Origin of the sequence: Rathayibacter sp. AY1E8, assembly GCF_002931415.1 — a bacterium.
In the GTDB taxonomy this organism is placed as follows: domain Bacteria; phylum Actinomycetota; class Actinomycetes; order Actinomycetales; family Microbacteriaceae; genus Rathayibacter.
Genome location: NZ_PSVI01000072.1, coordinates 1 through 14,139, shown reverse-complemented (window position 1 = coordinate 14,139; position 14,139 = coordinate 1). Strand labels below are relative to the sequence as shown.

Sequence of the window (14,139 nt, the reverse complement as noted above, 5' to 3'; positions counted from 1 at the left end):
AATCCAACTCAGAACAGCGTGATCGGCTTGACGATGTCGGCGTAGATGAGGAGGGCGCTCATGCCGCCGAGGACGAGGACGACGACGTAGGTGAGCGGGGTGCGGACGGCTGGGGCGAAACGCTGGGATGCGATTCACCCGTTCGCCTCGGGGCTGCGACCGTCTGAGGTGAATCGCTGGGACGGGATCGGCGGTTCGGCTCGGGAGCGAGGCGACCGCGGATCGTCGTGCGGTCTCGGGCTGAGAGCAGGTGCGGTGGACGGGTTCCGAGGCGCGCAGGAGGGGCGGCGGCTGGGAAGGTGCGGCGAGCGGACGAGGGGTACCGCGGCGCGCGTACGATGGGGCGCGTGCCAGCAGTGAATCTGGGTCTTCCCAAGGTCCCCATGACCCTCGCCCCCCGCCGCAAGTCCCGCCAGATCAAGGTGGGCAAGGTGCTCGTGGGCGGTGACGCGCAGGTCAGCGTCCAGTCGATGTGCACCACACCGACGACGAACATCAACGCGACCCTCCAGCAGATCGCCGAGCTCACCGCGTCCGGCTGCGACATCGTCCGCGTCGCGGTGCCGAGCCGCGACGACGCGGAGGCGCTGCCGATCATCGCCAAGAAGAGCCAGATCCCGGTCATCGCCGACATCCACTTCCAGCCCAACTACGTCTACGCCGCGATCGACGCCGGCTGCGCCGCGGTCCGCGTGAACCCCGGCAACATCCGCAAGTTCGACGACCAGGTCGGCAAGATCGCCGCCGCCGCGAAGGCCGCCGGCGTCTCGATCCGCATCGGCGTCAACGCCGGCTCGCTCGAGCCGAGCATCCTGCAGAAGTACGGCAAGCCCACCCCCGAGGCCCTCGTCGAGAGCGCCGTCTGGGAGGCCAGCCTCTTCGAGGAGCACGACTTCCACGACTTCAAGATCTCGGTCAAGCACAACGACCCCGTCGTCATGGTGAAGGCCTACCGCCAGCTCGCCGAGCGCGGTGACTGGCCCCTCCACCTCGGCGTCACCGAGGCCGGCCCCGAGTTCCAGGGGACCATCAAGTCCGCCACCGCCTTCGGCATCCTCCTCGGCGAGGGCATCGGCGACACCATCCGCGTGTCCCTCTCGGCCCCGCCCGCGCAGGAGGTCAAGGTCGGCCTGCAGATCCTCCAGTCGCTGAACCTCCGCGAGCGCAAGCTCGAGATCGTCTCCTGCCCCAGCTGCGGCCGCGCGCAGGTCGACGTCTACACGCTCGCCAACGACGTCACCGCCGGCCTCGAGGGCATGAGCGTCCCGCTGCGCGTCGCCGTGATGGGCTGCGTCGTCAACGGACCCGGCGAGGCCCGCGAGGCCGACCTGGGCGTCGCCTCCGGCAACGGCAAGGGCCAGATCTTCGTCAAGGGCGAGGTCATCAAGACCGTCCCCGAGGCCGAGATCGTCCAGACCCTCATCGAGGAGGCCAACCGCCTGGCCGCCGAGATGCCGGCCGACGACACCTCGACCGGAGCCCCGGTCGTCACCGTCGGCGCCAACTGACGGCGCGGGGCGGATCGACGTGGTCCGCCCCGCACTGCGCCTCGCGCTCGTGGTCGTCGCCGCCGCGCTCCTCGCCTCCGGTGTCGCCGCGCTCCGCAGCGGCCCGTCCTCCGAGGCCGGCGAGTGCATCGACAGCCGCACCCCGCAGGACCCCTTCGGCTGCGACCGCTGGGTGCTGACCGCGGCCGAAGGGGAGACCCCGTACACGGCCTGGGTCGAGGACGCCCGCGTCCGCCTCCGCTCCGAGAGCGTCGGGGGTGCGCCGACCCTGGTCGTCGGCACCGGCTGCCTCGTGGTCAGCGCCGCCTACCGGATCGACGACGGCGTGCTGATCCCGGGCGACGAGGTGACCGGCTCCGACACCTGCTCCGACACGCCGAGCCCCGAGGCCATCCGGCTCCGGGCGCTCCTCTCCGGCCCGATGACGATCGGCGGCACCCCCGACGACGTGCTGCTGGACGGCACGGGCGGAGCGGTCGTCTTCTCGCGGATCCCCGACTGAGGCTCCCGGCGCCCTCGCGAGCCGGGGGAGCGCAGCGGATAGGATCGTCCCTCGTGGTCACCCGTCTCTCGCATCTGTTCGTCCGCACGCTCCGGGAGGATCCCGCCGACGCCGAGGTCGCGGGCCACCGCCTCCTCGTCCGCGCGGGCTACATCCGCCGTCAGGCGCCCGGCGTCTTCGCCTGGCTGCCGCTGGGCCTGCGCGTCAAGCGCCGCATCGAGCGGATCATCCACGAGGAGATGGAGGCGGTCGGCGCCCAGGAGGTGCACTTCCCCGCGCTCCTGCCCCGCGAGCCCTACGAGCTCTCGGGCCGCTGGACCGAGTACGGCGACGGCGTGTTCCGCCTGAAGGACCGCAAGGACGCCGACTACATGCTGGCTCCCACGCACGAGGAGTTCTTCACGCTGCTCGTGAAGGACCTCTACTCCTCCTACAAGGACCTGCCCCTGTCGATCTACCAGATCCAGGACAAGTACCGGGACGAGGCGCGGCCCCGCGCGGGCCTCCTGCGCGGCCGCGAGTTCACGATGAAGGACGCGTACTCCTTCGACTACACCGACGCCGGCCTCGACGCGAGCTACCAGCGCCAGCGCGACGCCTACGAGCGGATCTTCGCCCGCCTGGGCCTGGAGTACGTGATCGTGCAGGCCGACGCCGGAGCGATGGGCGGCTCCCGGAGCGAGGAGTTCCTGCACCCCACCCCCGTCGGCGAGGACACCTTCGTCCGGTCGGCGGGAGGGTACGCGGCGAACGTCGAGGCGTACCGCACGCCTGTCCCCGCGGCGCTGCCCGTCGAGGGCCTGCCCGAGGCGCGCGTCTTCGACTCGCCCGACACCCCGACCATCCAGACCCTGGTCGACCTGGCGAACGCGACGCAGCCCCGCCCCGACGGCCGCGCCTGGACCGCCGCCGACACCCTGAAGAACGTCGTCCTCGCGCTCACCGCGCTCGACGGCACCCGCGAGCTCGTGATCATCGGCCTGCCCGGCGACCGCGACGTCGACCTCAAGCGCGCCGAAGTGGCCTTCGCCCCGGCCGAGGTCGAGGCCGCCACCGCGGAGGACTTCGCGAAGCACCCCGGACTGGTCAAGGGCTACATCGGCCCGTGGTCGGCCGAGGGAGCCGTCCTGGGCGAGGAGTCGGCGACCGGCGTCCGCTACCTGCTCGACCCGCGCGTGGTCGACGGCACCGCCTGGATCACCGGGGCCAACGTCTCCGGGCAGCACGTCCTCGACCTGGTCGCCGGCCGCGACTTCCACGGCGACGCCACCGTCGAGGTCGCGGACGTCCGCACCGGCGACGAGGCGCCCGACGGCTCGGGCCCGATCGAGACCGCCCGCGGCATGGAGATCGGCCACGTCTTCCAGCTCGGCCGCAAGTACGCCGACGTCCTCGGGCTGAAGGTGCTCGACGAGAACGGGAAGCTCGTCACCGTCACGATGGGCTCCTACGGCATCGGCGTGACCCGCATCCTCGCCATCATCGCCGAGGCCACCCACGACGACCGAGGACTGCTCTGGCCCGCGAACGTCGCGCCGTTCGACGTGCACGTCATCGCGACCGGCAAGGACGCGGCGGCTCTCGAGCTCGCCGAGTCGATCGGCGCCTCCCTCGAGGCCGCCGGCCGCGACGTGCTGATCGACGACCGCCCGAAGGTCTCGCCCGGCGTCAAGTTCGGCGACGCCGAGCTGATCGGGGTGCCCGTGATCGTCATCGCGGGCCGAGGAGCGGCCGACGGGATCGTCGAGCTGTGGGACCGCCGGTCCGGCGAGCGCGAGCAGCTCCCGGTCGCCGAGGCGCTCGCCCGGCTGGGCGCCTAGACCCGACACGCCGAGGGCCCCGCCACCGCTTCCCGCGGCAGTCGGGGCCCTCCGTGCGTCGGCAGGATCCGCGGGTGGAACCCCGGGCCGCGTCGGGTACCCTTGAGGGCTGATCCGGGTGAGAGCCCGGCAGGCGAACCGCGGTCACCACCGCGGCATCCAAGTGAATAGAGAGAAAGGCCCGCCCGTGGACATCGACCTGAGCGTTCTACGACTCATGGAGCGCGAGCGCGAGATCCCCTTCGAGGAACTCGTGCAGATCATCGAGCAGGCGATCCTGACCGCCTACCTCAAGCACATCGGCCAGGCCGACGACGCCGACAAGGCCACCGCCGTCGAAGCGCGAGTGCACCTCGACCGCAAGACCGGTCACGTCTCGGTCTTCGTGCCCGAGCTCGACGAGGAGGGCGCCGTCGTGGGCGAGGCCGAGGACTCCCCGCGCGACTTCGGCCGCATCGCCGCCTTCGCCGCGAAGCAGGTCATCAACCAGCGCCTGCGCGACATCGCCGACGAGCACGTGCTCGGCGAGTTCAAGGGCCGCGAGGGCGACATCGTCGCCGGCGTCATCCAGCAGGGCCCCAACCCGCGGATGATCCACGTCGACCTCGGCTCCATCGAGGCGATCCTCTCGCCCGAGGAGCAGGTGCCCGGCGAGGACTACAGCCACGGACGCCGCATCCGCGTCTACGTCACGAGCGTCGGCCGCGGACCCAAGGGCCCGTCGGTCCAGGTGTCCCGCACCCACCCGTCGCTGGTGCGCAAGCTGTTCGCCCTCGAGGTCCCCGAGATCGCGTCCGGCGTGGTGGAGATCGTCTCCCTCGCCCGCGAGGCGGGCCACCGCACCAAGATCGCGGTGCGCGCGACCGAGCCCGGCGTGAACGCCAAGGGCGCCTGCATCGGCGAGCTCGGCCAGCGCGTGCGCGCGGTGACCGCCGAGCTCAACAACGAGAAGATCGACATCGTCGACTACTCCTCCGACCTGCCGACCTTCGTCGCCAGCGCGCTCTCGCCCGCCAAGGTGACCAGCGCGTTCGTGATCGACCAGAGCCTCAAGGCCGTCCGCGCGCTCGTCCCCGACTACCAGCTCTCGCTCGCCATCGGCAAGGAGGGCCAGAACGCCCGCCTCGCCGCCAAGCTGACCGGCGCGAAGATCGACATCCAGCCCGATTCGGTGATGGACGGGGAGTGATCCCCGAGCATCGGCCGTGCGGGGGAGCGGTCCCGGAGGGGAGGGAGTAGAGTGGAAGCCGTCAGAACGTGCGTCGGCTGCCGTCTGCGCGCCCCCCGGGCCTCTCTTCTGAGGCTGGTCCTCCACTCGAACGTCCTCGCGGTAGACCCGCGTGCCGTCCGTCCTGGTCGGGGAGCGTGGCTCCACGACACAGCCGACTGCTACGAGCTCGCGGTCAAGCGCCGCGCGTTCGGAAGAGCGTTCCGGACACGCGAGAGCGTGGACGCGAGCGAGCTGGAGCAGTACATCGCACGATCCGACCGGCTCGGCCCCTCGACCGGAGGGGCCGGAGCAGCGCACGATCACACCATAGAGAACAGGCAGAACGGCCCGTGAACTGATCATGAGCGAAGACTGATGAGCGGCTCGAAATGAGACCCGTCCGTTCGTGACGCCTGCCCCCGTCTTGGGTGCAGGCCCAAGACAGGAGAGAAGTGGCAAAACCACGCGTACACGAGATCGCATCCGAACTGGGTGTCGATAGCAAGGTCGCACTTGCGAAGTTGAAGGAGCTCGGCGAGTTCGTCAAGGGCCCGTCCTCGAGCATCGAACCCCCGGTGGCGCGCAAGCTCCGCCAGGCCCTCCAGGGCCAGGGCGGTTCCTCCGCGGGAGCGTCGGCGAGCCCGGCCGCCCCCGCCGCCGGCGCCCGTCCCGGGGCCCCGCGCCCCTCCGGCGCGCGTCCGTCCGCGCCCACGCCCGGACCGGCCAAGCCGCCCGCTCCGGCGCCGGCACCGCCGATGTCGGTCGCCGAGCGCCAGGCCCAGGCTCAGGCCGCCCAGGAGGCCGCGGCAGCTCAGCGCGCTCAGGCAGCCAAGGACGCGCCCGCCGAGGCCGCCGCTCCGGCTCCGACCGAGGCCCCCGCGGCTCCGGCCGCCGCCGAGAAGCCGGCGTCCGGCGCGACCCCCGGCGGACCCAAGCCCGTGACCCCGCGTCCGGCTCCCGCCGCGAACACCCCGCGCCCCGGCGGCGCCTCGGGCGGCTCCAACCGCCCCGGCGGCACCCCGCGCCCGGGCAACAACCCGTTCGCGAGCAACCAGGGCATGGGACAGCGTCCCGCCGCCCCGCGCCCCGGCAACAACCCCTTCGCCAGCTCGCAGGGCATGGGATCGCGTCCGACCCCGGGCAACATCCCCCGCCCCGCTGCTCCGCGCCCCGGCGCGCCCCGACCCGGCGGACCCGGCATGGGCCAGCGCCCCGCCGGCTTCGGCCAGCGTCCCGGCGGACCCGGCGGCGGAGCAGGACGTCCCGGCGGTGCCGGTCGTCCGGCCGGCGGCGGCTTCCAGCGCCCCGGCGGCGCTCCCGGTGCCGGTGGCGGCTTCGCCCCGCGTCCCGGTGGCGGCGGCGGTCGCGGTCGCGGCCCCGGCGGTGGAACCGCAGGAGCCTTCGGCCGCGGTGGCGGCAAGAGCAAGGCCCGGAAGTCCAAGCGCACGAAGCGTCAGGAGTTCGAGCTCAGGGAGGCCCCGTCGCTCGGCGGCGTCAGCGTCCCCCGCGGCGACGGCAGGACGGTCATCCGTCTGCGCCGCGGCGCGTCGATCTCGGACTTCGCCGACAAGATCGAGGCCATGACCGGCGTGCCGGTGCCCCCCGGCAACCTGGTCACCGTCCTCTTCGCCCTCGGCGAGATGGCGACGGCCACCGAGTCGCTCGACGAGGCCACCTTCGAGGTGCTCGGCTCCGAGCTCGGCTTCAAGATCCAGGTCGTCTCGCCCGAGGACGAGGACAAGGAGCTCCTCGAGGGCTTCGGTCTCGACCTCGAGCAGGAGCTCGACGACGAGACGGACGAGGACCTCGAGATCCGTCCCCCCGTCGTCACCGTCATGGGTCACGTCGACCACGGAAAGACGCGCCTGCTCGACGCGATCCGCAACGCCAACGTCGTCGCCGGCGAGGCGGGCGGCATCACGCAGCACATCGGTGCGTACCAGGTCGTCGCGGAGCACGAGGGCATCGAGCGCCCGATCACCTTCATCGACACCCCGGGTCACGAGGCGTTCACCGCCATGCGAGCCCGCGGTGCCCAGGTCACGGACATCGCGATCCTCGTGGTCGCGGCGGACGACGGCATCATGCCGCAGACCATCGAGGCGCTGAACCACGCCCAGGCGGCCAACGTGCCGATCGTGGTCGCGGTGAACAAGGTGGACAAGCCCGACGCCAACCCGGCCAAGGTGCGCCAGCAGCTCACCGAGTTCGGGCTCGTCGCCGAGGAGTACGGCGGAGACGTCATGTTCGTCGACGTGTCGGCTCGCGCGGGCACCGGCATCCAGGACCTCCTGGACGCCGTGCTGCTCACCGCGGACGCCGGTCTCGACCTGCGCGCCAACCCCAACAAGGAGGCGCGCGGAGTCGCGATCGAGGCGAAGCTCGACAAGGGACGCGGTGCGGTCGCGACCGTGCTCATCCAGTCGGGAACGCTGCGCGTCGGAGACGCCATCGTCGCCGGAACGGCCTACGGCCGCGTCCGTGCGATGGCGGACGAGAACGGCAACGCCGTCCTCGAAGCCGTGCCGTCGCGTCCGGTGCAGGTGCAGGGACTCTCGTCCGTGCCCCGCGCCGGCGACACCTTCCTCGTCACCGAGGAGGACCGCACGGCCCGTCAGATCGCCGAGAAGCGCGAAGCCGCTCAGCGCAACGCCCTGCTGGCCAAGGCCCGCAAGCGCATCTCGCTCGAGGACTTCACCCGTGCTCTCGAGGAGGGCAAGGTCGAGTCGCTCAACCTCATCATCAAGGGCGACGTGTCCGGTGCCGTCGAGGCGCTGGAGGAGTCGCTCGTCAAGATCGAGGTCGACGACTCGGTGCAGCTGCGCATCATCCACCGCGGTGTCGGTGCGATCACGGAGTCGGACGTCAACCTCGCGACGATCGACAACGCGATCATCGTGGGCTTCAACGTCCGCCCCGACCCGAAGGCCCGCGAGCGCGCTGCTCGAGAAGGAGTGGACATCCGCTTCTACTCGGTCATCTACAACGCGATCGAAGAGGTCGAGAACTCGCTCACGGGCATGCTCAAGCCCGAGTTCGAGGAGGTCCAGTCCGGTGTCGCCGAGATCCGCGAGGTGTTCCGCTCCTCCAAGTTCGGCAACATCGCGGGTGTCATCGTCCGCTCCGGCACGATCACCCGCAACTCGAAGGCGCGCGTCATCCGTGACGGCGTCGTGGTCGGGGACAACCTGGCCATCGAGTCGCTGCGTCGCTTCAAGGACGACGTCACGGAGGTCCGTACGGACTACGAGGCCGGTATCGGACTCGGAAAGTACAACGACATCCAGATCGGCGACGAGATCGAGACGATCGAGATGAAGGAGAAGCCGCGAGGCTGATCCGCTCCACTGGAAGGCCCGGGTCCGCCCGGGCCTTCCGGCGTCTCACGGCGCTGTTCGTGCGGGATCGGGAGGGGACTCTCGTCCTCTCGCGCCCTGCGGGAGGAATCGGGGGCCGCCCGTGTCCCGGAGGTGCGCACCCTCCAGCGTGCGCTTCCGCACCCCCGGGTGCGGGAGACCGACCCCGATCAGGCGCTCCTGTCTCGGTGGGTGCGCCCGCTGAACGAGCAGCTCGCGAGCAGCGCGCCTGCGGACGACGTCCGGCTCCCGATCCGGCACCTGAGCCTTCCCTCCCCATCCGGTCCCCGAGGATCAGGGAGCCGCGAGAAGGCACCCCACCCGCGCCGTCGATGACGCGCGGTCGAGGGGCATCACGCCCCAGAAGCAAGGCCCCCTCGGACGCGACCGGTCGTCCGGGCGGAGAGTGGTTGAATGGCGAGCTGAACGGTTCGCCGAGAGAGATGTGAGGACCAGCCATGGCAGATCCGGCCCGGGCGAGGAAGCTCGCCGAACGTATCCAGGTGATCGTCGCGAAGCGGCTCGAGCGCGGTCTCCGCGACCCGCGCCTCGGCTTCGTCACCATCACCGATGTCCAGGTGACCGGCGACCTGCAGCACGCCTCGGTGTTCTACACGGTCTACGGCACCGACGAGGAGCGCGCCGATTCGGCCGCGGCCCTCAAGGCCGCCACCGGAATGCTCCGCACCGAGGTGGGCAGGAACATCACGTCCCGGCTCACGCCGTCGCTCGAGTTCATCCTCGACGCGGTGCCCGAGAACGCGAAGCACATCGAGGACCTGCTCGCCGCCGCGCGCAGCCAGGACTCGCAGGTGCAGTCGCTCGCCGCTCAGGCGGACTACGCCGGCGAGGCCGACCCCTATGTGAAGCCCCGCGAGGACGACGAGGACTAGGCGCCGAGCCCGAACACCGCGGAGCCCGTGGCGACGTCGACCGATTCCAGGACGACGACGACACGGGCTCCCGGCGTGAGCGGGGCCGGGACGTCGACGGTGATCTCCGGGTCGAGCAGCTGGACCGAGGAGCGGGTGCGCGCCGAGGAGACGACGATCCCGCTGAAGGAGGCTCCTTCGCGGCCGCGGAGGACGGCGGCCTCGACGATCGCGGTCGCCGCACGGGAGGCGGCTCCGGCCCGGCGGTCGCTCGCGGCGAGGAGCGGCGGGAGCAGGGGCAGCGCCTCGCGCAGCTGCGACGGGATCGTTCCGCCCCGGGACACCGCGAGGCAGACGGCGAGGCCGAACCGGTCGACCAGGCGCCGCAGCGGCGCGGTGACGTGCGCGTACGGCGCGGCGAGGGCCGCCTGCGCGGGATGCTCCGGCGGGGCGCCGTCGAAGGCGGTGTAGCCGGCGCCGCGGAACAGGCTCGCCGCGGCGTACATGATGGCGAGCTGGGCGGGGTCGTCGGTGTCGAGGCGGCGCAGGTAGGCGCCGTAGGCCTCCTCCTCGGGCCACGGGACGCCGAGCGCCGCGGCTCGGGAGCGGAAGGCCGCGACGGTGGCGGGGTCGGCCTCGGGCATGGTCCGGAGGATGCCCACCCCCGCGTCGAGCATCATCGTCGCCGCCACCATACCGGTCAGCAGCGAGACCTGGGCGTTCCAGCCCTCGACGGCCAGGGGAGCGCGGCGCTCGACCCGGTAGCCGCCGTCGGCGGCGACGATCTCCTCCTCGGGCAGCGTCAGGCTCGCTCCTCCGCGCTCGGCCTCGCGCGCCAGGCGCTCGCGTCCGAACCAGGGGAGGAGGGCGAGGGAGGGGTGCGGATCGCCCGCGTCGACGCTGCGCTGCACGCCCTCGTAGTCGAGCCGGGCCACGCTGCGGACGAGCGCCCGCTCGAGGTGCACCGAGCGCGGCTCCGCCCGCTCGTCGAGGGTCAGCGTCCAGACCAGCGCTCGGCGCGTCTCGTCCGGCAGGAGCGACGCGGTCCCCTCGGAGAGGACCGCGGGGTGCAGCGGGACGCGGCCGTCCGGGAGGTAGTAGGTCTGGCCGCGGCGGCGCGTCTCGGCGTCGAGCGCCCCGCCGGTGCGGACGACCGCGGGAACGTCCGCGATGGCGTAGCGGAGGACGACGCCCTCCGACGTGCGCTCCAGGTGGAGGGCCTGGTCCAGGTCGAGCGAGCCGGGCGGGTCGATCGTCACGAAGGGGAGGTCCGTCCGGTCGACGCGGTCCTCGTCGTCCGCTCCGGCGTCCGCGTGCTCGGCCCCGGCCAGCGCGGCCGGCGGGAACGGGCCGGGCATGTCGTTCTCGACGCGGACCGCGGCGAGGGCGCGCTGGACGTCCTGGGCGAGGTCGACGTCGAGGGCGCGCTCGACGGCGGCGTCGGGGCGGGGGAGGCGGAGGCGGCGACCGGTCACGGCGCCGACCCTACCCGCCTCCTCCGACGCGGACGGCGGTCGACGGGCCCTCAGGAGCCGGGGAGGAGGTAGCCGTCCTCCGGGCCGCCCGTCGCCAGGCCGTCGGCGAGGAGCCCGGCCAGGGCGCGACCGCGCTGGTCGGCGTCCGGCCAGAGAGACTCCACCTCGGCCGCGGTGACCGGGCCGTGCGCGGCGCGCAGCTCGGCGAGGATGAGGCCGCGGACCTGGCGGTCCGAGCCCTCGAACCGCTTCTGCTTCGCCTTCACGGGCCCGGTGTGCTCGGGGTACCCCTCCGCCCGCCAGCGGCAGAGGTCGCGGATCGGGCACTCGTCGCAGCGCGGAGCGCGGGCGGTGCAGACGACCGCCCCCAGCTCCATCGCGCCCGCGTTGAAGGCCGCCGCCTCGGAGAGCGACTCGGGCAGCAGCGCCGACATCGCGGCGAGGTCGGCCCTCGCGCGGGGCGGACCGGGCTCCGCCGCTCCGTCGACCGCGCGCGCGAGGACCCGGCGGACGTTGGTGTCGACCACGGGGTGCCGCCTCCCGTAGGCGAACACGGCGATGGCGCGGGCGGTGTAGTCGCCGATGCCGGGCAGCGCGAGGAGGGTCTCGACGTCGTCGGGGACCACGTCGCCGTGCTCCTCGGCGATCGCCACGGCGCAGGCGTGCAGGCGCAGGGCCCGCCGCGGGTAGCCCAGGGACTGCCAGGCGCGCACCGCCTCGCCGGGCGGGACGGCGGCGAGCGCGGAGGGTGTCGGCCAGCGCTCCAGCCACTCCGCCAGACGCGGGACGACGCGGACCACCGGGGTCTGCTGCAGCATGAACTCGCTGACGAGCGTGCCCCAGGCGGGGAACCCCTCTCGGCGCCACGGCAGGTCGCGGGCGCTCGCGCGGAACCAGGCGGTGATCGCGTCGGCGAGAGGGTCGGAGGGCATCAGCCCACACTAGGCGGCGGCGCGTATCGTGGGCGGATGACCAGGTGGGCTCCGCAGAAGGCCGATGTGCTCGACGCTCTCGCGGCGGAGGTGCTGCACAACTACGGGCGCGGACGGGTCAAGGTCGGGATCGACGGCGACGACCCCGCGGTGAGCGCGGCGTTCGCGCTCGACCTCGCGGAGGCGCTCCGCCGGGCCGGCAAGGACGCGATCGTCGCGCACCTCACCGACTTCCGACGTCCCCGCGCCGATCGGGACGACCCCGCCGTGCCCGAGGAGCAGCGCTCCTACGCGGCCGGGTACGACTACGAGCTCCTGCGCCGCGTGCTGCTCGATCCGTTCACCCTCGGCGGCAGCACCGGGTTCGTGCTCGCGGGCTTCGACGCGGTGCGCGACGAGGCGCGGCAGGCGCGCTGGCGGACCGCCGGCCGCGACGCGGTGCTGCTCGTCGACGGCGAGTTCGCCCTCCGGCCGGAGCTGCGCGACGCGTGGAGCACCAGCATCCGCCTCGACACGCAGGAGCCGCCGGTGGACGCGGCGTACCGCGCCACGACGGATCCGCGCCGGCTGGCGGGGATCCTCGTCGACATCCGCGATCCGGAGCAGCCCCGGCGCCTCTTCGCCGACTCCTGCTGAGCCTCGGGACGGAGGCCGCCGCCGCGGGCGGCGTCGGTCCGACAGGGCCGCGGGCTCAGACCAGGGCGGCGCGGCGCACGACCTCAGCCGGCGGCACGAAGGCGCCCGCCCGCTCGACCTCGTGCACCAGGTCGACCAGCAGCTGGTTGACCGGTGCCTCGCGCCCGCCGCGGTGAGCGGTGCGGACCACGGCCCCGGCCAGGTGGTCGATCTCGCTCGGCACTCCGCGGCGGACGCTCTGCAGCGTCGACCCGGGGTTCGGCACCTCGCCCATCCGCGCGGCCATCCGGCGGGGGAGCAGCTCGACCAGGGGCAGGGGAGCGGCGGCCAGGGCGCGGACGGACGCGTTCGAGAGTCCCTGCAGCGAGCCGAAGCGGACGCCCGACGCGAGGCCCGTCCGGGCGGCCTCGCGCATCGACCGGGCGAGGACGCGCCGCAGCCCCGGATCGACGATCGTCTCCTGGACCGAGAGCCCGGTGATCGCGGGCAGGGCGTTGACCTCGTTGATCAGCAGCTTCGTCCACTGCGCTCCGGTGAAGTCGTCGGTGACGGCGGTGGGGACCGCCTCGCCGAGCACGGCGGCGGCACGGCGCACGTCGTCGTCGGCCGGGCGGCCGGGGACGCCGAGCGTGGTCGTGGCAGGAGCCGTGACGGTGACGCGGCCGGGTTCGAGGTGGCTCGCGGCGAAGAGGGCGAGAGCACCCACGAGCCGGGCGTCGCGCACCTGCCGGGCCGCCGCGGTGAGTCCGTCCAGTCCGTTCTGGACGACGACGACGAGAGTGCCGTCGACCGTGCGGCGGTTGGTGCGCAGCGCGTCCTCGGCGTCCTGCGCTTTCGTGCAGACGAAGGCGAGATCGGGCACGAGGTCGAGGGACTCGCCGCAGCGGACCCAGGCGGTGTGCTCGCCCCACGCCCCGTCGAGCCGGATCCCCGACCGGCGGATCGCGGTGAGGTGGTCGCCTCGGGCGGTGACCTCGACGTCGTGCCCGGCGCGGTCGAGAAGGGCGGCGATGGTGCCGCCGACGGCGCCTGCTCCGAGTACTGCGATCCTCATCCGGACAGCCTAGGACGGGCGGGCGAGGGCTCCGGCTCCACCCCGGGGGTACTCCCGATCCGTCCGTGTATCCTCGCACCCGTGCTCGAGACCCCCGCCCCGGCTCCGAACGGGATCCTCCTGCTGGACAAGCCCGGCGGCATCACCAGCCACGACCTCGTCTCGCGGACCCGCCGCCGCGCGGGGACCCGCAAGGTCGGCCACGCGGGGACGCTCGATCCGATGGCGACCGGGCTGATGATCCTCGGTCTCGGCCCCTCGACGCGCCTGCTCACCTACCTCGTCGGCCTCGACAAGCAGTACGAGGCGACGATCCGGCTGGGCTCCTCCACCACCACCGACGACCAGGAGGGCGAGGTGCTCGCCTCGGCGGAGCCCGCCCTCGTCGCGGCCCTCGCCCCGGAGTCGGTGTCCGACGCGATCGCGGCCCTCACCGGAGCGATCGAGCAGGTCCCGAGCACGGTCAGCGCGATCAAGGTGGACGGCCGCCGCGCCTACGCCCGCGCCCGCGACGGCGAGGAGGTCGTGCTCGCCTCCCGCCCCGTGACCGTCTCGGAGTTCGCCGTCCTGGCGAGCCGCCCGGTCGAGGGGTTCCTCGACCTGGACGTGCGCGTCACCTGCTCCTCCGGCACCTACATCCGCGCGCTCGCCCGCGACCTGGGCGCGTCCCTCGGAGTCGGCGGCAGGAGCGCGGCGGGGACGTCGAGCTCGTCGATCTCGCCGGCCTGCGCCACGGAGAAGGGGCCGACCGCGGTGCGCCGCAGCGCGGTCAGG

General features: G+C 73.0%; 12 protein-coding genes. 9 read left to right on the top strand and 3 right to left on the bottom strand.

Annotation, left to right across the window (positions count from 1 at the left end; all coding sequences use genetic code 11):
- Positions 1-347: 347 nt before the first annotated feature.
- From ispG to rbfA, 7 genes are all read left to right on the top strand, one after another.
- A complete protein-coding gene (gene ispG, locus C5C74_RS15515; protein WP_173244694.1) occupies positions 348-1,508 on the top strand; it encodes a flavodoxin-dependent (E)-4-hydroxy-3-methylbut-2-enyl-diphosphate synthase in 1,161 nt (386 codons plus the stop codon).
- A gap of 19 nt (positions 1,509-1,527) precedes the next feature.
- Positions 1,528-2,010, top strand: a complete 483-nt coding sequence (locus C5C74_RS15510; protein ID WP_104333014.1) for a hypothetical protein — start codon at positions 1,528-1,530, stop codon at positions 2,008-2,010.
- A 53-nt stretch (positions 2,011-2,063) separates the two neighbouring features.
- Complete coding sequence (locus tag C5C74_RS15505; RefSeq protein WP_104351851.1) at positions 2,064-3,830, top strand: proline--tRNA ligase; 1,767 nt, start codon at positions 2,064-2,066, stop codon at positions 3,828-3,830.
- A gap of 187 nt (positions 3,831-4,017) precedes the next feature.
- On the top strand, positions 4,018-5,019 hold the full coding sequence (gene nusA, locus C5C74_RS15500; protein WP_104351850.1) for a transcription termination factor NusA: 1,002 nt from the start codon (positions 4,018-4,020) through the stop codon (positions 5,017-5,019).
- Positions 5,020-5,070: 51 nt separating this feature from the next.
- On the top strand, positions 5,071-5,394 hold the full coding sequence (locus C5C74_RS15495) for a YlxR family protein (RefSeq protein WP_104225593.1): 324 nt from the start codon (positions 5,071-5,073) through the stop codon (positions 5,392-5,394).
- Positions 5,395-5,492: 98 nt separating this feature from the next.
- Positions 5,493-8,378: a translation initiation factor IF-2 gene (gene infB / locus C5C74_RS15490; protein ID WP_104351849.1), complete on the top strand. Its 2,886-nt coding sequence runs from the start codon at positions 5,493-5,495 to the stop codon at positions 8,376-8,378.
- A gap of 476 nt (positions 8,379-8,854) precedes the next feature.
- Complete coding sequence (gene rbfA / locus C5C74_RS15485; protein WP_104223052.1) at positions 8,855-9,289, top strand: 30S ribosome-binding factor RbfA; 435 nt, start codon at positions 8,855-8,857, stop codon at positions 9,287-9,289.
- Here rbfA and C5C74_RS15480 read toward each other — a convergent pair.
- A complete protein-coding gene (locus tag C5C74_RS15480) occupies positions 9,286-10,743 on the bottom strand; it encodes a ribonuclease catalytic domain-containing protein (protein ID WP_258064211.1) in 1,458 nt (485 codons plus the stop codon). The genes rbfA and C5C74_RS15480 overlap by 4 nt on opposite strands.
- Before the next feature lie 50 nt (positions 10,744-10,793).
- On the bottom strand, positions 10,794-11,675 hold the full coding sequence (locus tag C5C74_RS15475; RefSeq protein ID WP_104268492.1) for an A/G-specific adenine glycosylase: 882 nt from the start codon (positions 11,673-11,675) through the stop codon (positions 10,794-10,796).
- 36 nt (positions 11,676-11,711) lie between these two features.
- Between C5C74_RS15475 and C5C74_RS17930 the strand changes: the two genes are divergently transcribed.
- Positions 11,712-12,311 (top strand): hypothetical protein, encoded by a 600-nt coding sequence (locus C5C74_RS17930; RefSeq protein ID WP_258064210.1) that lies wholly within the window; start codon positions 11,712-11,714, stop codon positions 12,309-12,311.
- A gap of 55 nt (positions 12,312-12,366) precedes the next feature.
- Here the strand turns inward: C5C74_RS17930 and C5C74_RS15465 are convergent, their stop codons facing one another.
- Positions 12,367-13,365 (bottom strand): ketopantoate reductase family protein, encoded by a 999-nt coding sequence (locus C5C74_RS15465; RefSeq protein ID WP_104268493.1) that lies wholly within the window; start codon positions 13,363-13,365, stop codon positions 12,367-12,369.
- Positions 13,366-13,446: 81 nt separating this feature from the next.
- On the opposite strand from C5C74_RS15465, the gene truB reads away from it, so the two are divergent.
- Positions 13,447-14,139, top strand: a 693-nt coding sequence (gene truB / locus C5C74_RS15460; RefSeq protein ID WP_104274444.1) for a tRNA pseudouridine(55) synthase TruB, incomplete at its 3' end; no start/stop codon positions are given.